We start from the raw sequence: 19,346 nt of genomic DNA, 5'->3' as shown, positions 1-19,346 counted from the left end.
GGGTCATTGAAAAAATGCACCGAAATCTCTTGCGCGCTCGGCGGCGACTGCTTAGAATCACGCCTCTTTCGCGCTAACGGAAACGCGGCGCGGGGGAAGAAGGAAGGGAAGCGGTGCGGTCGAGGTTGCGGTCGAGCCTTGGCGCACACGGAGTGGAACCCCAGCCGTCGCGACGAAGCAGTTAAAAATGTTGTTGACGATCTGGAAAAAGCGGTTCATAATCTCGCTTCTCTGCTGCTGAAAACGCAGCGCTGCTGAGAAACACGAAGTTCCTCGCAGAAATGCTCTTTAAAAATTAACAGCCGATAAGTGTGGGCGCTTGATGGACGCGAACTGATCCTCGGATCAGATAGCGAAAGTATCAAGAGTCTCACACTAAAGTAAGTCAGGTTTATGAAGCAATTCATATTCCTGTCAGCTTTGAGTGAGCGACCGGTTCGAAAGAACCGAAAACAGTAACAGGTTTGAACTGAAGAGTTTGATCCTGGCTCAGATTGAACGCTGGCGGCATGCCTTACACATGCAAGTCGAACGGCAGCACGGGTGCTTGCACCTGGTGGCGAGTGGCGAACGGGTGAGTAATACATCGGAACATGTCCTGTAGTGGGGGATAGTCCGGCGAAAGCCGGATTAATACCGCATACGATCTCTGGATGAAAGCGGGGGACCTTCGGGCCTCGCGCTATAGGGTTGGCCGATGGCTGATTAGCTAGTTGGTGGGGTAAAGGCCTACCAAGGCGACGATCAGTAGCTGGTCTGAGAGGACGACCAGCCACACTGGGACTGAGACACGGCCCAGACTCCTACGGGAGGCAGCAGTGGGGAATTTTGGACAATGGGCGAAAGCCTGATCCAGCAATGCCGCGTGTGTGAAGAAGGCCTTCGGGTTGTAAAGCACTTTTGTCCGGAAAGAAATCCTTGACCCTAATATGGTCGGGGGATGACGGTACCGGAAGAATAAGCACCGGCTAACTACGTGCCAGCAGCCGCGGTAATACGTAGGGTGCAAGCGTTAATCGGAATTACTGGGCGTAAAGCGTGCGCAGGCGGTTTGCTAAGACCGATGTGAAATCCCCGGGCTCAACCTGGGAACTGCATTGGTGACTGGCAGGCTAGAGTATGGCAGAGGGGGGTAGAATTCCACGTGTAGCAGTGAAATGCGTAGAGATGTGGAGGAATACCGATGGCGAAGGCAGCCCCCTGGGCCAATACTGACGCTCATGCACGAAAGCGTGGGGAGCAAACAGGATTAGATACCCTGGTAGTCCACGCCCTAAACGATGTCAACTAGTTGTTGGGGATTCATTTCCTTAGTAACGTAGCTAACGCGTGAAGTTGACCGCCTGGGGAGTACGGTCGCAAGATTAAAACTCAAAGGAATTGACGGGGACCCGCACAAGCGGTGGATGATGTGGATTAATTCGATGCAACGCGAAAAACCTTACCTACCCTTGACATGGTCGGAATCCTGCTGAGAGGTGGGAGTGCTCGAAAGAGAACCGGCGCACAGGTGCTGCATGGCTGTCGTCAGCTCGTGTCGTGAGATGTTGGGTTAAGTCCCGCAACGAGCGCAACCCTTGTCCTTAGTTGCTACGCAAGAGCACTCTAAGGAGACTGCCGGTGACAAACCGGAGGAAGGTGGGGATGACGTCAAGTCCTCATGGCCCTTATGGGTAGGGCTTCACACGTCATACAATGGTCGGAACAGAGGGTTGCCAACCCGCGAGGGGGAGCTAATCCCAGAAAACCGATCGTAGTCCGGATTGCACTCTGCAACTCGAGTGCATGAAGCTGGAATCGCTAGTAATCGCGGATCAGCATGCCGCGGTGAATACGTTCCCGGGTCTTGTACACACCGCCCGTCACACCATGGGAGTGGGTTTTACCAGAAGTGGCTAGTCTAACCGCAAGGAGGACGGTCACCACGGTAGGATTCATGACTGGGGTGAAGTCGTAACAAGGTAGCCGTATCGGAAGGTGCGGCTGGATCACCTCCTTTCCAGAGCTTCTCGCCAAGTTGAGCGCTCACGCTTATCGGCTGTAAATTAAAGACAGACTCAGGGGTCTGTAGCTCAGTCGGTTAGAGCACCGTCTTGATAAGGCGGGGGTCGTTGGTTCGAATCCAACCAGACCCACCATTGTCTGGCGGTAACACACCTGAGGGTATCTGTACTCAAATGGGGGCATAGCTCAGCTGGGAGAGCACCTGCTTTGCAAGCAGGGGGTCGTCGGTTCGATCCCGTCTGCCTCCACCAATCTTCAATGACAAGCGTTCGAACGAAGCGTTGTTCGAGTCTTTGTCATTGGCGATTGAGCCAGTCAGAGCGGTACGAAAGTATCGGCTGTCGTTCTTTAACAATCTGGAAGAAGCAAGTAATTTGGATAGCGGAAGCGTCTCGAGATGGACGTGGAAGTTATCCGGGTTGTGATTGTATCGATGTATCTCAAGATGATTCGAACTTAATGTTCGGCTCAATTGGAATACGGCACAACGCGAGAACTCAACCTGTAACGAGACAGACTCGTTATAGGGTCAAGCGAACAAGTGCATGTGGTGGATGCCTTGGCGATCACAGGCGATGAAGGACGCGGTAGCCTGCGAAAAGCTACGGGGAGCTGGCAAACGAGCTTTGATCCGTAGATGTCCGAATGGGGAAACCCACTCCTTTTGGAGTATCCATAGCTGAATACATAGGCTATGCGAAGCGAACGCGGTGAACTGAAACATCTAAGTAACCGCAGGAAAAGAAATCAACCGAGATTCCCAAAGTAGTGGCGAGCGAAATGGGATGAGCCTTGCACTCTTTATTTGTATTGTTAGCCGAACGCTCTGGAAAGTGCGGCCATAGCAGGTGATAGCCCTGTAGGCGAAAGCAGTATGAAAGAACTAGGTGTGCGACAAGTAGGGCGGGACACGTGAAATCCTGTCTGAAGATGGGGGGACCATCCTCCAAGGCTAAATACTCGTGATCGACCGATAGTGAACCAGTACCGTGAGGGAAAGGCGAAAAGAACCCCGGGAGGGGAGTGAAATAGATCCTGAAACCGCATGCATACAAACAGTCGGAGCCTCGCAAGGGGTGACGGCGTACCTTTTGTATAATGGGTCAGCGACTTACGTTCAGTAGCAAGCTTAACCGTATAGGGCAGGCGTAGCGAAAGCGAGTCCGAATAGGGCGTTCAGTTGCTGGGCGTAGACCCGAAACCAAGTGATCTATCCATGGCCAGGATGAAGGTGCGGTAACACGTACTGGAGGTCCGAACCCACTAACGTTGAAAAGTTAGGGGATGAGCTGTGGATAGGGGTGAAAGGCTAAACAAACTTGGAAATAGCTGGTTCTCTCCGAAAACTATTTAGGTAGTGCCTCGTGTCTCACCTTCGGGGGTAGAGCACTGTCATGGTTGGGGGGTCTATTGCAGATTACCCCGCCATAGCAAACTCCGAATACCGAAGAGTGCAATCACGGGAGACAGACATCGGGTGCTAACGTCCGGTGTCAAGAGGGAAACAACCCAGACCGCCAGCTAAGGTCCCCAAATATAGCTAAGTGGGAAACGAAGTGGGAAGGCTAAAACAGTCAGGAGGTTGGCTTAGAAGCAGCCACCCTTTAAAGAAAGCGTAATAGCTCACTGATCGAGTCGTCCTGCGCGGAAGATGTAACGGGGCTAAGCTATATACCGAAGCTGCGGATGCACATTTATGTGCATGGTAGGAGAGCGTTCTGTAAGCCTGCGAAGGTGTCTCGGAAGGGATGCTGGAGGTATCAGAAGTGCGAATGCTGACATGAGTAGCGATAAAGGGGGTGAAAGGCCCCCTCGCCGTAAGCCCAAGGTTTCCTACGCAACGTTCATCGGCGTAGGGTGAGTCGGCCCCTAAGGCGAGGCAGAAATGCGTAGCTGATGGGAAGCAGGTCAATATTCCTGCACCATTGTTAGATGCGATGGGGGGACGGATCGCGGAAGGTTGTCCGGGTGTTGGAAGTCCCGGTCGCTGCATTGGAGAAGGCGCTTAGGCAAATCCGGGCGCAGGATTCAAGGGTGTGGCGCGAGCTCCCTAGGGAGCGAAGCAATTGGAAGTGGTTCCAAGAAAAGCCTCTAAGCTTCAGTCTAACGATGACCGTACCGCAAACCGACACAGGTGGGCGAGATGAGTATTCTAAGGCGCTTGAGAGAACTCGGGAGAAGGAACTCGGCAAATTGGTACCGTAACTTCGGGATAAGGTACGCCCTTGTAGCTTGATGCGCCTGCGCGCAGAGGGTGAAGGGGTTGCAATAAACTGGTGGCTGCGACTGTTTAATAAAAACACAGCACTCTGCAAACACGAAAGTGGACGTATAGGGTGTGACGCCTGCCCGGTGCCGGAAGATTAAATGATGGGGTGCAAGCTCTTGATTGAAGTCCCGGTAAACGGCGGCCGTAACTATAACGGTCCTAAGGTAGCGAAATTCCTTGTCGGGTAAGTTCCGACCTGCACGAATGGCGTAACGATGGCCACACTGTCTCCTCCCGAGACTCAGCGAAGTTGAAGTGTTTGTGATGATGCAATCTACCCGCGGCTAGACGGAAAGACCCCATGAACCTTTACTGTAGCTTTGCATTGGACTTTGAACCGATCTGTGTAGGATAGGTGGGAGGCTATGAAACCGGAACGCTAGTTTCGGTGGAGCCGTCCTTGAAATACCACCCTGGTTTGTTTGAGGTTCTAACCTTGGCCCGTGATCCGGGTCGGGGACAGTGCATGGTAGGCAGTTTGACTGGGGCGGTCTCCTCCCAAAGCGTAACGGAGGAGTACGAAGGTACGCTAGGTACGGTCGGAAATCGTGCTGATAGTGCAATGGCATAAGCGTGCTTAACTGCGAGACCGACAAGTCGAGCAGGTGCGAAAGCAGGTCATAGTGATCCGGTGGTTCTGTATGGAAGGGCCATCGCTCAACGGATAAAAGGTACTCTGGGGATAACAGGCTGATACCGCCCAAGAGTTCATATCGACGGCGGTGTTTGGCACCTCGATGTCGGCTCATCTCATCCTGGGGCTGTAGCCGGTCCCAAGGGTATGGCTGTTCGCCATTTAAAGAGGTACGTGAGCTGGGTTTAAAACGTCGTGAGACAGTTTGGTCCCTATCTGCCGTGGGCGTTGGATATTTGAAGGGGGCTGCTCCTAGTACGAGAGGACCGGAGTGGACGAACCTCTGGTGTACCGGTTGTCACGCCAGTGGCATCGCCGGGTAGCTATGTTCGGAAGAGATAACCGCTGAAAGCATCTAAGCGGGAAACTCGCCTTAAGATGAGATATCCCTGGGGACTGGATCCCCTTGAAGGGTCGTTCGAGACCAGGACGTTGATAGGTCAGGTGTGTAAGCGCAGTAATGCGTTCAGCTAACTGATACTAATTGCCCGTAAGGCTTGATCCTATAACAAGTCTGCCTTGTAGATCGGCGCGGTGCGAAGGCACTGAGCAGGATCCAGGCGACAGGTTGGATTCTCGTGTGTGATACACACAACCAAGATTACTGCTTCTTCCAGGATTGGTCGCGTTGCGAAGCAGCGTGACAACCCTCTTGCCTGATGACCATAGCGAGTCGGTCCCACCCCTTCCCATCCCGAACAGGACCGTGAAACGACTCTACGCCGATGATAGTGCGGATACCCGTGTGAAAGTAGGTAATCGTCAGGCTTCCTAAGCCGAGAACCCCCGCCCAAAAGGCGGGGGTTTTTGCATTGGTGCGGCCGAAATGCGAGCGGGCAGTGTGGAGATGGGCAAGCCGCTTCGCAGACATGCCGACCTAAGGTTGATCTCGCCAACCAATACCCATCCCGGAACGAAACGACGCGATTTGATACGATCGAAGTGTCGTCGCCGGCACGTCCGTGCCGGCATTCGCGTTCGAAGCTGGGCTTGATGGAGGGGGCGGGGGAATGAATATCGGTGACGCGTCACGCGAATCCGGCGTCAGTGCAAAAATGATCCGGTACTACGAACAAGTCGGCCTGCTGGCGCCGAGCAAGCGTAGCGACGCCGGATATCGGATCTACGGTCCGGACGAAGTTCATATTCTGCGCTTCATCCGTCAGGCACGACGGCTCGGCTTCCTCGTCGAGGATATCCGCAAGCTGCTGATGCTCTGGCAAGACCGCTCGCGCGCGAGCGCCGAAGTGAAGTCGATCGCCCTCGAACACGTGGCCGAACTCGACAAGCGCATCGCGGAGTTGAGCGACATGCGCAACACGCTGGCCGATCTGGCCGCGCACTGCCATGGTGACGGACGCCCGGAATGCCCGATTTTGGCGCGTTTGGCGGATCCAGTCGGTGAACCAGATTAGTGCATGTCCTCGAGGCCAAAATGGGCCCTGAGGCAATTTCCATGGAAATCAACGAGTTGGCGGCGATGCTTCAAGGTTCATTCCAAACAGGAATGGCTTCCATGCAAGTATTTCACTAGCATCTTGGTGCGGCATCGCTATAATTCGGGATAACCCTATACGGGAAATCCCTGAATCTCGATTCGCCAGGGGTCCCCCCTTCCTTGGAGAACGTCATGATCGCCTACATCGTTGAAAAGCTGAGCAACTGGTTCGAATCCGCAGAGCGTGAGCGCCGTGAGGCTTACCTCGCCACGTCGTCGGACATCGTCCAGCTCGAGAGCCGTATCCGTTCGCTCGAAACCAACGGCTACTCGCTGTAATCGGAGTCACCGTCAGGTGCCGTGTGGCACCGAACGAAAAGCAAGCCCCGTATTGACGGGGCTTTGTTTTTTTGTGCGCCGGATCTGGTGAAATCGGTGATGCAGCGCTATGGTATGGGCCTGCTTTTGAACCGGAAGAATACGACCATGCGCTTGCGTCTCAATGTGCGTTCCGTTCTTCGCACGCGCCTCGTTCTGGGCGTTGCGGTGCTCTTCCATTGTGTCGCGGCGGGGGCCGCGACCGCATCCAGGCCGCTGATTCTCGACACGCAGCATGGCATTCAGGACGGCAAGGGCGGCCTGGTGTTGCAAACCGCACCGCTGTCGTCCGAGCCGATCGTCGAACCGGCGAGTATCCGAACGCCGGCCGGGCAGACGTCGAATTCGTCGGTTCCGCTGTTTGTCGCGCCGTATATCAATGTCCCCGGCTGGGGCGCGTCACCGGCCAATCAGCCACGGCCTATGCCGCGACCGCAGCCGTAACGGCGGCTGGCCCGCTCAGTTTCCGCGGTGCTCGATCTGGCACCGCGCGCCGCTATCCTGCCCGAGTCGTTCCACGAGGTAGGGTAGCGCTTCGTTCATGCTCTGCGCGAGGGTGTAGGGCGGATTCAGGATGAACATTCCGCTGCCGTAGAGGCCCAGTCCGTCCGCGGGCGGGTTCGATACCGTCAACGTCAGGTGCAGCCAGTTGTTCGGCTGCAGACGCTTCAGTTGTTCCGGAAAACGCTGCGACTCGACCCGCGCAACTTGCGGATACCAGATCGCGTAGCAACCCGTCGCGAACCGCTTCAGGCATTCCGTGACGCACGTGATGGTTCGCGCGTAGTCCTTTTTATCCTCGTAGGACGGATCGATCAGAACGAGTGCGCGGCGCGGTGCCGGCGGCAGCAGTGCCTTGATACCCTCGAAGCCGTCGCCGGCGAAGATCATCGCGCGTCGCCCTGCATCGCGAAAGTTATGACGCAGCACGTCGATTTCCGTCGTGTGCATTTCGAACAGGCGCATCCGGTCCTGCTCGCGCATCGATCGCCATGCGAGATACGGGGAGCCCGGATAGAACTGCAACTCGCCGTCGTCGTTCAGCGCGCGCACTTCGTCGATGTAGTCGCCCAGCGCTTCAGGCAGGTTCTTGTCGTTCCACAGCGGGCCGATGCCGGTATCGAATTCCGCGGTCTTCGCCGCGTAGCCGTCGCGCAGCGAGTACACGCCGGCGCCCGCGTGCGTATCGATGTACCAGTACGACTTGTCCTTCTTGTTCAGGTAGCGCAGCAGCTGGACGACGACGGCGTGCTTGAGCACGTCCGCGTGATTGCCTGCGTGAAAACCGTGACGATAACTGAGCATGGCTGGCTGCCTGGAACGAAAAGATGAATCGATGAAAACGGACGATCGCGCGCGGCTGACGAGCCGGGCGCCGATGCGGCCGCGTATTGTACGCGAGTGGCCGTGAGTCGCCTTACTCGTATGCGTCGCCGACTACCGCCTCGATGCGTTGCCTGACCTCCGGTGTCAACTTCGCGACGACGTCGAGCGCGCGCATGTTGTCGCCGATCTGTTCGAGCCGCGACGCGCCCGTAATCACCGAGCTCACGCGCGGATTCGCGAGCACCCATGCGATTGCGAGCTGGCCGGTGCTGCAGCCGAGTTCGGCCGCGATCTGCCCGAGCCGCTCGACGACATCGTTACTGGCCGGATCCGTCAGCCGGTCGAGGAGCCAGTCGTAACCGTGCAGTTGCGCGCGGCTGTCGGGTGGCACTCCGTTGCGGTATTTGCCGGTGAGCAACCCCGATGCCAGCGGGCTCCAGGTCGTAAGACCCATACCGTAGTCGTCGAAGAGCCGCGCATATTCCTGTTCGACCCGGGTACGGTGGAACAGGTTGTACTGCGGCTGTTCGACGACCGGCTTGTGCAGATGGTGCCGCTCGGCGATTTCGTACGCGGCGCGGATCTCGTCGGCGCTCCATTCGGACGTGCCCCAGTACAGCGCCTTGCCGCGTACGATCATGTCGCTCATCGCCCAGACGGTTTCCTCGATCGGCGTGTTCGGATCCGGGCGATGGCAATAGACGAGGTCGACGTAGTCGAGCTGCAGCCGATGCAGCGAGCCGTCGATGGCGTTCAGCAGATATTTCCGGTTGAGCGTGTGGTACTGGTTCGGCGCTTCCGCGAGGCCCCAGAAGAACTTCGTCGATACCAGGTAGCTGATACGCGGCCAGCCGAGCGACTTCAGGGCCTGGCCCATGATTTCCTCCGACTTTCCGCCCGCGTAGACCTCCGCGTTGTCGAAGAAATTGACACCCGCATCGCGGGCCGCCGCGAGGCATTCGCGGGCGACCCGCTGGTCGACCTGATTGCCGTACGTGACCCACGAACCGAGCGAAAGCGCGCTGACCTGCAGGCCGGAGCGGCCTAGTCGTCGATAGTGCATGTGAATCTCCCTCGACCCGAAACCGACCTTAAGCTTAGACGTTTTGCGCGCGAACGGCGGGGCCGATCGTGCACAATAGCGGCTGGCCCGCGTGCACGCCCGTGCGACGAAAGCGGACGCACGGGCGCGCTTTTTGGATCCGATAACGGAAGGAGACGGACATGGCAGCAGATCTGAATGGCAAGACCGCAGTCGTCACGGGCGCCGCGAGCGGCATCGGCAAGGAAATCGCACTCGAACTCGCGAAAGCGGGCGCGGCCGTCGCGATCGCCGACCTGAACCAGGACGGCGCAAACGCGGTTGCCGACGAGATCAACAAGGCAGGCGGCAAGGCAATCGGCGTCGCGATGGACGTGACCAACGAGGACGCGGTCAACAGCGGCATCGACAAGGTGGCCGAAGCGTTCGGCTCGGTCGACATCCTCGTGTCGAACGCAGGCATCCAGATTGTCAACCCGATCGAGAACTACTCGTTCGCCGACTGGAAGAAGATGCAGGCGATCCACGTCGACGGCGCGTTCCTGACGACCAAGGCCGCGCTCAAGCACATGTACAAGGACGATCGCGGCGGCGTCGTGATCTACATGGGTTCGGTGCACTCGCACGAAGCGTCGCCGCTGAAGTCGGCGTACGTGACGGCCAAGCACGGCCTGCTCGGTCTGGCACGCGTGCTGGCGAAGGAAGGCGCGAAGCACAACGTGCGCTCGCACGTGGTGTGTCCGGGCTTCGTGCGCACGCCGCTGGTCGACAAGCAGATTCCGGAGCAGGCGAAGGAGCTCGGGATCAGCGAAGAGGACGTGATCAAGAAGGTGATGCTGGGCAACACGGTCGACGGCGTGTTCACGACGGTGCAGGACGTCGCGCAGACGGTGCTGTTCCTGTCGGCGTTCCCGAGCGCCGCGCTCACCGGCCAGTCGTTCGTCGTCAGCCACGGCTGGTTCATGCAGTAACGCATGCCGGCAAGCCGGCCGGCATAAAAAAACGCGCTCCGGGGAGCGCGTTTTGCATTTCGGCAGGGCGGCCTGGTGACGGCGGCCGCCTCTCGATGCCGATTTACTTCAGCACAGCTGCGACGGCAGTGGCGACTGCGTCGAGGTTGCGCGTGTTCAGTGCTGCGACGCAGATGCGGCCCGTGCCGACCGCGTAGATGCCGAACTCTTCGCGCAGGCGATCGACTTGCGCCGAGGTCAGGCCCGAATACGAGAACATCCCGCGCTGTGCGTTGATGAAGCTGAAGTCGCGATCGACGCCGCTCGCCTTCAGGCGCTCGACGAGGCCGTTGCGCATCGCGCGGATACGGTCGCGCATTTCGCCGAGTTCCTGCACCCACGAAGCTTGCAGCTCCGGCGACGCCAGCACTGCTGCGACGACTGCGCCACCGTGGGTCGGCGGGTTCGAGTAGTTCGTGCGGATCACGCGCTTCAGTTGCGACAGAACGCGCGTCGCTTCTTCCTTGCTCGACGTGATGATCGACAGCGCGCCGACGCGTTCGCCGTACAGCGAGAACGACTTCGAGAACGACGACGACACGAACGCATTCAGGTCGGCCGCGGCAAACAGACGCACGGCGGCGGCGTCAGCCTCGATGTTCTCGCCGAAGCCCTGGTAGGCCATGTCGAGGAACGGCACGAGGTTGCGTGCCTTCACGACGTCGACGACTTGTTGCCATTGCGCTTCGGTCAGGTCCACGCCGGTCGGGTTGTGGCAGCACGCGTGCAGCACGACGATCGTGCCGGCTGCGTAGCCGTTCAGTGCCGACAGCATGCCTTCGAAGTTCACGCCGTTGGTGGCAGCGTCGTAGTACGGGTAGGCGACGACTTCGAAGCCGGCGGCTTCGAACAGTGCACGGTGGTTTTCCCAGCTCGGATCGCTGATCGCGACTTTCACGTTCGGGTTCACGGTGCGCAGGAAATCGGCGCCGATCTTCAGCGCGCCCGTGCCGCCCAGTGCTTGCGCCGTGACCACGCGGCCTGCGGCGATCAGCGGCGAATCGTTGCCGAGCAGCAGCTTTTGCACGGCCGCATCGTAGGCGGCGATCCCGTCGATCGGCAGGTAGCCGCGCGGCAGGCCTGCGTCGACACGTGCCTTCTCCGCTTCGCGGACGGCGCGCAGCAGCGGAATCTTGCCTTCTTCGTTCGTGTACACGCCGACGCCGAGGTTGACCTTGGTCGGACGCGCATCGGCGTTGAAAGCTTCGTTCAGGCCCAGGATCGGGTCGCGGGGAGCAAGCTGGACAGCGGAGAAGAGCGACATGATGATTCGGCAGTAGTGAAAAGAGGGTCAGGCTTTCAGCCGGCGGGGCGGGCGCAGCGGACCGCGCGCCAACGGCACGGCGCCGGAAAGCGCAGCAGCCTGATATTGTAGCGAATTCACGATGGCCGGGGCGGTGATTGCGCGGCAAATCGCGATTTCGGGCGACGGCCGTGCGTCAGGAGCCGTCAGCGGTCTGTCCTGCCGCGAAGCGCTAGAATAGTTTTTTTGCCCTCGCTCCGGCCGCACTCCATGTCCGAACATCACGCCGAAGTCGGCGACGCGCTCGACGAATCGAAATTCGTGACCTTCGAAGGGTCGCCATTCCAGCTGTATCAACCGTACCCGCCCGCAGGCGACCAGCCGACCGCGATCGAAACGCTCGTCGAAGGCGTCGGCGACGGCCTTGCATTCCAGACGCTGCTCGGCGTGACGGGTTCGGGCAAGACCTTCACGATGGCCAACACGATCGCGCGGCTCGGCCGCCCGGCGATCGTGTTCGCGCCGAACAAGACGCTCGCGGCGCAGCTCTACGCGGAATTCCGCGAGTTCTTCCCGCGCAACGCGGTCGAGTACTTCGTCTCGTACTACGACTATTACCAGCCGGAAGCGTACGTGCCGCAGCGCGACCTGTTCATCGAGAAGGATTCGTCGATCAACGAGCACATCGAGCAGATGCGGCTGTCGGCGACGAAGAGCCTGATGGAGCGCCGCGACGTGGTGATCGTCGCGACGGTGTCGGCGATCTACGGTATCGGCAACCCGTCCGAGTACCACCAGATGATCCTGACGCTGCGCACGGGCGACAAGCTCGGCCAGCGCGACGTGATCGCGCGGCTGATCGCGATGCAATATTCGCGCAACGAACAGGACTTCCAGCGCGGCACGTTCCGCGTGCGCGGCGACACGATCGACATCTTCCCGGCCGAACACGCGGAGATGGCCGTGCGCGTCGAGCTGTTCGACGACGAGGTCGAGACGCTGCAACTGTTCGACCCGCTGACCGGGCGCGTGCGGCAGAAGATTCCGCGCTTCACCGTCTATCCGTCGTCGCACTACGTGACGCCGCGCGACACCGTGATGCGCGCGGTCGAGACGATCAAGGACGAATTGCGCGAGCGCCTCGAGTTCTTCCACCGCGACGGCAAGCTCGTCGAGGCGCAGCGCCTCGAACAGCGTACGCGTTTCGACCTCGAGATGCTGCAGGAGCTCGGCTTCTGCAAGGGCATCGAGAACTATTCGCGGCATTTCTCCGGCGCCGCGCCCGGCGAGCCGCCGCCGACCCTCGTCGATTACCTGCCGCCCGACGCGCTGATGCTGCTCGACGAATCGCACGTGCTGATCGGCCAGTTGAACGGGATGTACAACGGCGACCGCGCGCGCAAGGAGAACCTCGTCAACTATGGCTTCCGGCTGCCGTCCGCGCTGGACAACCGGCCGCTCAAGTTCCCGGAGTTCGAGCGCAAGATGCGCCAGGTGGTGTTCGTGTCGGCGACGCCGGCCGACTACGAACAGCGCGTGACGGGGCAGATCGCCGAGCAGGTGGTGCGGCCGACCGGGCTCGTCGATCCGGAAATCGAAGTCCGGCCGGCGAGCTCGCAGGTCGACGACGTGCTGACCGAGATCAACGCGCGCGTGAACGTCGGCGAGCGTGTGCTGATCACGACGCTGACGAAGCGGATGGCCGAGCAGCTCACCGAGTTCCTGGCCGACCACGGCGTCAAGGTGCGCTACCTGCACAGCGACATCGACACAGTGGAGCGGGTCGAGATCATCCGCGACCTGCGGCTCGGCACGTTCGACGTGCTGGTCGGGATCAACCTGCTTCGCGAGGGTCTGGACATTCCCGAGGTGTCGCTCGTCGCGATCCTCGACGCGGACAAGGAAGGCTTCCTGCGCGCCGAGCGCTCGCTGATCCAGACGATCGGCCGGGCGGCGCGCAACGTGAACGGCAAGGCGATTCTTTATGCCGACAACATGACCGAGTCGATGAAGCGCGCGATCGGCGAAACCGAGCGGCGTCGTGCGAAGCAGATCGCGCACAACGAGAAAATGGGGATCACGCCGCGCGGCGTGGTGAAGCGCATCAAGGACATCATCGACGGCGTCTACAACGCCGACGACGCGCGTGCGGAGCTGAAGGAAGCGCAGCAGCGCGCGAAATTCGAGGACATGTCGGAAAAGCAGATCGCGAAGGAAATCAAGCGCCTCGAAAAGCAGATGGCCGATTACGCGAAGAACCTGGAGTTCGAGAAGGCTGCGGCCACCCGCGACCAGCTTGCGCTGCTGCGCGAACGCGTATTTGGCGCGAACGTGGGCGACCACGTCAGCGGCGGCCGGTAAATCTTTCCAAACGTCACTGAAATATTCCGGTAACGGCGTTGTAAGCCTTGTGGGATCAGGGGTTTACGCGGGACCCCGTTTGTTCCGGAGGCCGTTCGGTGCTAAACTTCGCAAGTATTGAGAATAGTTCGCATTAACGTTATTCGTTGCGTTAGTGTTTTCAGCGCGGCGCCCGGGAGGGCGCCGCGCAGGTCGTCAGACAAATAACAAGGAGTGTCCATGTTGGGTTCTTCGTTCATCCGCACGTCGGTTGCGGTAGCGGCGGCGCTTGCCGCGATGTCGGCCTCGGCTGCCGAATATCCGATCGGCAAGCAGCAGATCCAGGGTGGCATGGAAATCGGCGCGGTGTATCTGCAGCCGATCACGATGGATCCGGAAGGGATGATGCGCAAGGCGTCGGATTCCGACGTTCACCTCGAGGCCGATATCCACGCGGTCAAGAACAACCCGACGGGTTTCGCGGAAGGCGACTGGATGCCGTACCTGCAGGTCACGTACAAGCTGACGAAGCAGGGCGACACGAAGTGGAAGGCCGAAGGCGACCTGATGGCGATGGTGGCGAGCGACGGCCCGCACTATGGCGACAACGTGAAGCTGGCCGGCCCCGGCAAGTACCACCTGACGATGACCGTCAAGCCGCCGATGCAGTCGGGCCACATGGCGTTCGGCCGCCACGTCGACAAGGAAACGGGCGTGGGCCCGTGGTTCAAGCCCATCACCCTCGAATACGACTTCCCGTTCGCCGGTATCGGCAAGAAGGGCGGGTACTGATCGGTGGCATCACGGACGGCGCGCTCAGGCGCGCCGTCGGCGTAGAGAACCCAGAATGAAATTTCCCCAGAAAATCGCCGCCGCAGCCGCCGCGCTGTGGCTCGCCGGCGCGGCGCATGCCGCCGATCTGCCGACGTTCAAGCTCGAGATGACGGACGGCAAGCTGAACCCCGCCCGCATCGAAGTGCCGGCCGGCCAACGCTTCAAGATCGAGATCAAGAATACCGGCAAGGGTGCCGCCGAATTCGAGAGCGTGCAGTTGCGCAAGGAGAAGGTGCTTGCGCCGGGCGCCGATTCGTTCGTGGTCGTCGCCCCGCTGTCGCCGGGCGAATACAAGTTTTTCGACGATTTCCACCAGCAGGCACAGGGCGTGATCGTCGCGAAGTAACGCGTTTTATCTGCGTGCGGGCGCACGAGTGCCTTGCCCCGCGCGTCAGGAGGATTCAATGGGTCAGATCTTGTTCATCGTCTGGCGGGAGAGCGTCGAAGCGCTGCTCGTCGTCGGCATTCTCTACGCATGGCTGAAGAACGGCGACGACGATGCGCGTCGCGGCCTGCCGTATCTGTGGACGGGTGTCGCGGTCGGCTTGCTGATGGCCGTCGGCCTCGGCGCCGCGCTCGTCGGCTTTACCGAAGTGCTGTCCGGCGACGCGCAGGACTATTTCCAGACCGCGATGGTGTTGGTCGCGTGCGTGCTGATCGTGCAGATGGTGCTGTGGATGCGCCGGCACGGCCGCACGCTCAAGCGCGACATGGAGCACTCGCTGCAGCAGAGCACGCGCGATTCGAACTGGTGGGGCGTCGGGGTGCTGGTCGCACTCGCGATTGCCCGCGAAGGCAGCGAGACGGTGATCTTCCTGTACGGCCTCGGATTCGGCCAGTCGGGGCACGTGGACGGCAGCCAGATGCTCGCGGTCGTGATCGGTCTGGGCCTCGCGTTCCTCACGTTCTATTTGCTGCAGCTCGGCGGCAAGTACTTCTCGTGGCGGCATTTCTTCCGCGTGACCGAAATCATGCTGTTGTTCCTGGGCGCGGGCCTGTTCCAGACGGGCGTCGACAAGCTGATCGACAAGGAAATCCTGCCGCTCGGCATTTCGCAGGTGTGGGACACGTCCGGGATCCTCGACGATTCGAGCACGTTCGGCTCGCTCGTCGCCACGCTAACGGGCTACCGCGCACATCCGGCGCTGACCAATCTGGTCGCGTATGCGGTGTACTGGGCGGTCGTGTGGCTGCTGATGAAGCGCGCGAGCCGCCGTCCGGCCGTTACCGCGGGCCGCACGGCATGAGTGTTGTCGCCGCAGCCAAGCCGGGCTGGCTCGCGCAGGCCGGCCAGTGGATGCAGCGCCACGGCGCGGTGATCCGCGGCATCCAGTGGGTCGTCGTCGGCGTCTACGCGTTCCTGATCATCGTGCCGGCGGTGTTGCCGCTGCCGGACGATTCCGCGCACCTGTGGAGCAATCTCACGCTGATTGCGCAGTTTGTGTTCTGGGGCATCTGGTGGCCGTTCGTGCTGCTGTCGATGGTGATGCTCGGCCGCGTCTGGTGCGGCGTGCTGTGCCCGGAAGGCGCACTGACCGAATATGCGAGCAAGTTCGGCCGCGGCGGCGCGATTCCGCGCTGGATGCGGTGGGGCGGCTGGCCGTTCGTCGCGTTCGGGCTCACGACGATCTACGGACAGATGGTCAGCGTGTACCAGTACCCGCTCGCGGTACTGTTCGTGCTCGGCGGCTCGACCGTCGGCGCGATCGTGATCGGCTTGCTGTACGGCCGCGAGAAGCGCGTGTGGTGCAAGTACCTGTGCCCGGTCAACGGCGTGTTCGGGCTGCTGTCGCGGCTCGCGCCGATGCGCTACAAGGTCGACGAGGAGGCGTGGCGCCGCTCGTACAAGAACGGCGAACATGGCCATCGCGTGATTCCGATCAACTGCGCGCCGCTCGTGCCGTTGCGCAGCATGAAGGGCGCGGCGTCGTGCCATATGTGCGGCCGCTGCAGCGGGCATCGCGATGCAATCTCGCTGTCGTTGCGCTCGCCGTCCGACGAAGTCGTGAACCTCGGCGCGCAGCAGGCGAATCCGTGGGACACGGCACTGATCCTGTACGGCCTGCTCGGCGTCGCGATCGGCGCGTTCCACTGGACCGTCAGCCCGTGGTTCGTGCAGATCAAGCAATGGCTCGCGGGCTGGCTGATCGATCACGACATCACGTGGCCGCTCGAGACCAATGCGCCGTGGTTCCTGCTCACGCATTACCCGGATCGCAACGACGTGTTTTCGTGGCTCGACGGCGGCCTGATCGTCAGCTACATCGTCGGGACGGGGCTCGTGTACGGCACGGCACTGCTCGTGCTGCTGGCCGGCGCGACGCTGATGCTCGGTCGCTTCGATCGCGTGCGTCTCCATCATCTCGCACAGGCGCTGATCCCGATCGCCGGCGCGGGCGTGTTCCTCGGACTGTCGGCGACGACGCTGTCGCTGCTGCGGGCCGAGCACGTGCCGCTCGGCTGGGCGACGGACGTGCGCATCGCGATTCTGGTCGGTGCCAATGCATGGAGCGCCTGGCTCGCATGGAAGGTGACGGGACGCTATGCGGCGTGGCCGCGCCGCCTGGCTGCATTCGCATGTTTCGCGGCCGGCCTCGCCGTCGTCGACAGTGCGTGGTGGCTGATGTTCTGGGGTTTCTGACGCAGCATCGACGGCCTCACGGCCGTTGCGCTTCGCAACCGGTGGACGAGGTTCCGTTACCGGCTCCGAAGCGCTCGAACAGCAGGGTGGACGGGCCGGATACTTGTTCTTTCCGCGTCCGGCCACCCAAACAAAAAAGCGACACGTCGAAGGACGTGTCGCTTTTTTTCTTCCTTGTGCGAGAACCAAAAAAAGTGGCTTGGCTTGCTGCAACGGCTGCTTGAGTGTGTTTGCACGAAGGGGTCTAGATCTCGCGTGCAAGCCGTTACGCTGGCTACTGCCCAACACCTCTCAGGGAGGTGGTCCCCACAATACTCTGTCGTTACTTCGTCAGGATCAGCTTGCCGAGCCGCGTGGCGCGCAGCTGATAAGTTTCTCCGTTGTGCGCGATGCTGATGTGGCTGTGGCCTTGCAGCAGCGCATCGCTGCTGACGACCCGTGTGCCTGCATCGCGGCTTGCAGCCGGCTTTGCCGGCGTCGTGACCGCTGCCGTCTTTTGACGGTTGCCGCCTGCGGTGCCGGTCGGGCGGCGCAAGGTCAGCGTGGTCGGGCGCGTGGTGTCGGTCATTCGGTTGATCGGTGACTGTCGATACGATGGAATGAATTCTAAATGATAACTATTCCCATTTACAAAAACTCTTTATCGATCGAAACGGTCAATCTGATAGCCTGAGTCAAAAGGGCGGCCCGTGGACCGCCCGGCCCGTCAGTGCAGCGGATCCGGGTCCTTGCGGCCCTGCGCGTATTCACGGATCAGGCGCACCGTGTCGATGTCCGACGTGCGATACGCTTCCTTGACGATGCCGTGCGTCTGGCGCGCTTCCTCGCTGTCGTCCGTGACGGTCAGCGTCGTGTGGTATTCGAAGCGCAGGAACAGCTCGTGGTCGTCGCGTTCCTCGATCGTCATCGTCAGCGAGCCGCCGATTTCGCCGCCCGCTGCGTGGATGTCGTAGCGCACTTGCTGGTTCGGCGTGAGCGTCACGCGATCGCGCACGGTCGCATGGCCGTAATGCAGTTCGCGTTCGAGCGTCGTGTCCGTTCGTTCGTGGACGACACAGCTGTCGAGGCCGATCACGAACAGCTGCGGCTGTTCGGCGCGCAGCACGAGACCTTCCCAGAGCTGCGCGCGGGTGAGGGACGGCACGGCCGGATCGTCGGAGTTGATCTGGATCAGATGTTCGAAGTTCAAGGGGACGGGTTCCTTCTGGTGGCGGACGGCCACATGGTTCAAGGAGTCATTGTGACGCAAAACGCACCATTTCGCGGCACCCGCGTCCCGATCGGGCGTCACGCCTCGATGCGTCCCATGCGGCCGGTCTGGTAGTCGACGACGGCTTGCCGGATCTCTTCCTCGGTATTCATCACGAACGGCCCGTAGCGGACGATCGGCTCGTTGAGCGGCACGCCGCCGATCAGCAGCAGGTCGAGCGGCGTATCGCCGGCTTCGAATGTCACTGCGTCGCCGTCATCGCCGTAGACCACCATGTGCCGTGCGTCGACAAGCTGTCTATCGGGCCCGTAACGGCCTGCTCCATCGAGCGGATAGGCGAACACGCGATAGCCCGCCGGCACCGGCTGGGAGACCGATGCGCCCGGTTGCAGCGTGAAATGCTGGTAGAGGATCGGTGTGCGCGTTTCGATCGCCGCGCGTACGCCGAATGCCTCGCCGGCGATCACGCGGACGTGCGCACGACCGTCCGGCGACGTCGCGCTCGGGATGCGGTCGGCCGCAATCTCCTGGTAGCGCGGCGCGATCAGCTTGTCACGGCGCGGCAGGTTGACCCACAGCTGGAAGCCGTGCGAGCGTCCGCCTGCCTGCGCGAACGCCGGGTCCGGCATCTCGCTGTGCACGACGCCGGCACCGGCGGTCATCCATTGCACGTCGCCGGGCCCGAGCGCGCCGGCATGGCCGGCCGAGTCGCGATGGCGAAAGTGCCCGTCGAGCACGTACGTCACGGTCTCGAAGCCGCGATGCGGATGGTCGGGTGCGCCCTTGGCTTCGCCGGGCGCATAGTCGACGGGACCCATTTCATCGAGCAGCAGGAACGGATCGAAATCCATCAGCAGCCGGGTCGGAAACGGGCGGTGAACCACGAAGCCGCCGCCTTCGGTCGTGCGAAGTGCGGGGTACGTGCGGTCAAGCGAGCGAGCGGTCGTCATGCAGAAGCCCTCGATATCATCGGAATA

At 60.8% G+C, this 19,346-nt stretch carries 15 protein-coding genes, 2 tRNA genes and 3 rRNA genes; 14 read left to right on the top strand and 6 right to left on the bottom strand.

Translation table 11 applies throughout. The features are described 5' to 3' along the window. The first annotated feature begins 466 nt into the window (after positions 1-466). From DCN14_RS26565 to DCN14_RS26530, 8 genes are all read left to right on the top strand, one after another. Positions 467-1,999: ribosomal RNA gene (locus DCN14_RS26565) — 16S ribosomal RNA — on the top strand. Between the two features lie 62 nt (positions 2,000-2,061). Then, positions 2,062-2,138 (top strand) — tRNA-Ile (locus tag DCN14_RS26560). Between the two features lie 41 nt (positions 2,139-2,179). Then, positions 2,180-2,255, top strand: a tRNA-Ala gene (locus tag DCN14_RS26555). A 276-nt stretch (positions 2,256-2,531) separates the two neighbouring features. Further along, positions 2,532-5,412 (top strand): 23S ribosomal RNA (locus DCN14_RS26550). 150 nt (positions 5,413-5,562) lie between these two features. Beyond that, positions 5,563-5,675, top strand: a 5S ribosomal RNA gene (rrf, locus tag DCN14_RS26545). Together the 16S, 23S and 5S rRNA genes with 2 tRNA genes alongside form the textbook arrangement of a ribosomal RNA operon. Before the next feature lie 242 nt (positions 5,676-5,917). Continuing rightward, a complete protein-coding gene (gene cueR, locus DCN14_RS26540; RefSeq protein ID WP_096509051.1) occupies positions 5,918-6,322 on the top strand; it encodes a Cu(I)-responsive transcriptional regulator in 405 nt (134 codons plus the stop codon). Positions 6,323-6,537: 215 nt separating this feature from the next. Next, the gene (locus tag DCN14_RS26535; protein ID WP_006478295.1) at positions 6,538-6,684 is read left to right on the top strand and encodes a DUF3563 family protein; all 147 of its coding nucleotides are present in this window, start codon (positions 6,538-6,540) and stop codon (positions 6,682-6,684) included. A gap of 114 nt (positions 6,685-6,798) precedes the next feature. Next, positions 6,799-7,167, top strand: coding sequence for a hypothetical protein (locus DCN14_RS26530; protein WP_096509054.1), 369 nt, complete (start codon positions 6,799-6,801; stop codon positions 7,165-7,167). A 15-nt stretch (positions 7,168-7,182) separates the two neighbouring features. On the opposite strand, the gene rlmJ is transcribed toward DCN14_RS26530, so the two are convergent. Together rlmJ and DCN14_RS26520 are read right to left on the bottom strand one after the other, a co-directional pair. Then, on the bottom strand, positions 7,183-8,028 hold the full coding sequence (gene rlmJ / locus DCN14_RS26525) for a 23S rRNA (adenine(2030)-N(6))-methyltransferase RlmJ (RefSeq protein WP_096509052.1): 846 nt from the start codon (positions 8,026-8,028) through the stop codon (positions 7,183-7,185). A gap of 112 nt (positions 8,029-8,140) precedes the next feature. Further along, positions 8,141-9,112: an aldo/keto reductase gene (locus DCN14_RS26520; RefSeq protein WP_096509053.1), complete on the bottom strand. Its 972-nt coding sequence runs from the start codon at positions 9,110-9,112 to the stop codon at positions 8,141-8,143. A gap of 161 nt (positions 9,113-9,273) precedes the next feature. Here DCN14_RS26520 and DCN14_RS26515 point away from each other — a divergent pair, with 161 nt between their 5' ends. Next, positions 9,274-10,062, top strand: coding sequence for a 3-hydroxybutyrate dehydrogenase (locus DCN14_RS26515; protein WP_115531452.1), 789 nt, complete (start codon positions 9,274-9,276; stop codon positions 10,060-10,062). A 103-nt stretch (positions 10,063-10,165) separates the two neighbouring features. On the opposite strand, the gene DCN14_RS26510 is transcribed toward DCN14_RS26515, so the two are convergent. Further along, positions 10,166-11,365: an amino acid aminotransferase gene (locus DCN14_RS26510; RefSeq protein ID WP_096508975.1), complete on the bottom strand. Its 1,200-nt coding sequence runs from the start codon at positions 11,363-11,365 to the stop codon at positions 10,166-10,168. 249 nt (positions 11,366-11,614) lie between these two features. On the opposite strand from DCN14_RS26510, the gene uvrB reads away from it, so the two are divergent. From uvrB to DCN14_RS26480, 5 genes are all read left to right on the top strand, one after another. Then, a complete protein-coding gene (gene uvrB, locus DCN14_RS26500) occupies positions 11,615-13,705 on the top strand; it encodes an excinuclease ABC subunit UvrB (RefSeq protein ID WP_096508974.1) in 2,091 nt (696 codons plus the stop codon). A gap of 219 nt (positions 13,706-13,924) precedes the next feature. Then, entirely contained in the window at positions 13,925-14,476 is a 552-nt protein-coding gene (locus DCN14_RS26495) for an iron transporter (RefSeq protein WP_096508973.1), read from the top strand. A 55-nt stretch (positions 14,477-14,531) separates the two neighbouring features. Further along, positions 14,532-14,864 (top strand): cupredoxin domain-containing protein, encoded by a 333-nt coding sequence (locus tag DCN14_RS26490; protein WP_096508972.1) that lies wholly within the window; start codon positions 14,532-14,534, stop codon positions 14,862-14,864. A 58-nt stretch (positions 14,865-14,922) separates the two neighbouring features. Continuing rightward, complete coding sequence (locus DCN14_RS26485) at positions 14,923-15,765, top strand: FTR1 family protein (RefSeq protein ID WP_096508971.1); 843 nt, start codon at positions 14,923-14,925, stop codon at positions 15,763-15,765. Beyond that, positions 15,762-17,159 carry a 4Fe-4S binding protein gene (locus DCN14_RS26480; protein ID WP_096508970.1) on the top strand — a complete coding sequence of 466 codons (1,398 nt, stop codon included), beginning with the start codon at positions 15,762-15,764 and terminating at the stop codon, positions 17,157-17,159. The genes DCN14_RS26485 and DCN14_RS26480 overlap by 4 nt, the downstream gene beginning before the upstream one ends. 322 nt (positions 17,160-17,481) lie before the next feature. On the opposite strand, the gene DCN14_RS26470 is transcribed toward DCN14_RS26480, so the two are convergent. The 3 genes from DCN14_RS26470 to DCN14_RS26460 all read right to left on the bottom strand — a co-directional run bounded on the left by DCN14_RS26470 (position 17,482) and on the right by DCN14_RS26460 (position 19,319). Further along, complete coding sequence (locus tag DCN14_RS26470) at positions 17,482-17,727, bottom strand: hemin uptake protein HemP (protein ID WP_096508968.1); 246 nt, start codon at positions 17,725-17,727, stop codon at positions 17,482-17,484. A gap of 138 nt (positions 17,728-17,865) precedes the next feature. After that, a complete protein-coding gene (locus DCN14_RS26465; protein ID WP_096508967.1) occupies positions 17,866-18,348 on the bottom strand; it encodes an SRPBCC family protein in 483 nt (160 codons plus the stop codon). 98 nt (positions 18,349-18,446) lie between these two features. Next, on the bottom strand, positions 18,447-19,319 hold the full coding sequence (locus DCN14_RS26460) for a pirin family protein (protein ID WP_096508966.1): 873 nt from the start codon (positions 19,317-19,319) through the stop codon (positions 18,447-18,449). Positions 19,320-19,346 lie beyond the last annotated feature (27 nt).

Source organism: Burkholderia sp. IDO3 (assembly GCF_003366075.1).
Taxonomy (GTDB): Bacteria; Pseudomonadota; Gammaproteobacteria; order Burkholderiales; family Burkholderiaceae; genus Burkholderia; species Burkholderia anthina.
This window is presented reverse-complemented; position numbering and strand designations above follow the sequence as displayed.

What these genes read in the sequence shown, in the direction of transcription:
- uvrB (WP_096508974.1), top strand. Translation starts at nt 11,615, where the DNA reads ATGTCCGAACATCACGCCGAAGTCGGCGACGCGCTCGACGAATCGAAA.
- DCN14_RS26470 (WP_096508968.1), bottom strand. Translation starts at nt 17,727, where the DNA reads ATGACCGACACCACGCGCCCGACCACGCTGACCTTGCGCCGCCCGACC.
- DCN14_RS26485 (WP_096508971.1), top strand. Translation starts at nt 14,923, where the DNA reads ATGGGTCAGATCTTGTTCATCGTCTGGCGGGAGAGCGTCGAAGCGCTG.
- DCN14_RS26515 (WP_115531452.1), top strand. Translation starts at nt 9,274, where the DNA reads ATGGCAGCAGATCTGAATGGCAAGACCGCAGTCGTCACGGGCGCCGCG.
- DCN14_RS26530 (WP_096509054.1), top strand. Translation starts at nt 6,799, where the DNA reads ATGGGCCTGCTTTTGAACCGGAAGAATACGACCATGCGCTTGCGTCTC.
- rlmJ (WP_096509052.1), bottom strand. Translation starts at nt 8,028, where the DNA reads ATGCTCAGTTATCGTCACGGTTTTCACGCAGGCAATCACGCGGACGTG.
- DCN14_RS26480 (WP_096508970.1), top strand. Translation starts at nt 15,762, where the DNA reads ATGAGTGTTGTCGCCGCAGCCAAGCCGGGCTGGCTCGCGCAGGCCGGC.
- DCN14_RS26495 (WP_096508973.1), top strand. Translation starts at nt 13,925, where the DNA reads ATGTTGGGTTCTTCGTTCATCCGCACGTCGGTTGCGGTAGCGGCGGCG.
- DCN14_RS26520 (WP_096509053.1), bottom strand. Translation starts at nt 9,112, where the DNA reads ATGCACTATCGACGACTAGGCCGCTCCGGCCTGCAGGTCAGCGCGCTT.
- DCN14_RS26490 (WP_096508972.1), top strand. Translation starts at nt 14,532, where the DNA reads ATGAAATTTCCCCAGAAAATCGCCGCCGCAGCCGCCGCGCTGTGGCTC.
- DCN14_RS26535 (WP_006478295.1), top strand. Translation starts at nt 6,538, where the DNA reads ATGATCGCCTACATCGTTGAAAAGCTGAGCAACTGGTTCGAATCCGCA.
- DCN14_RS26460 (WP_096508966.1), bottom strand. Translation starts at nt 19,319, where the DNA reads ATGACGACCGCTCGCTCGCTTGACCGCACGTACCCCGCACTTCGCACG.
- cueR (WP_096509051.1), top strand. Translation starts at nt 5,918, where the DNA reads ATGAATATCGGTGACGCGTCACGCGAATCCGGCGTCAGTGCAAAAATG.
- DCN14_RS26510 (WP_096508975.1), bottom strand. Translation starts at nt 11,365, where the DNA reads ATGTCGCTCTTCTCCGCTGTCCAGCTTGCTCCCCGCGACCCGATCCTG.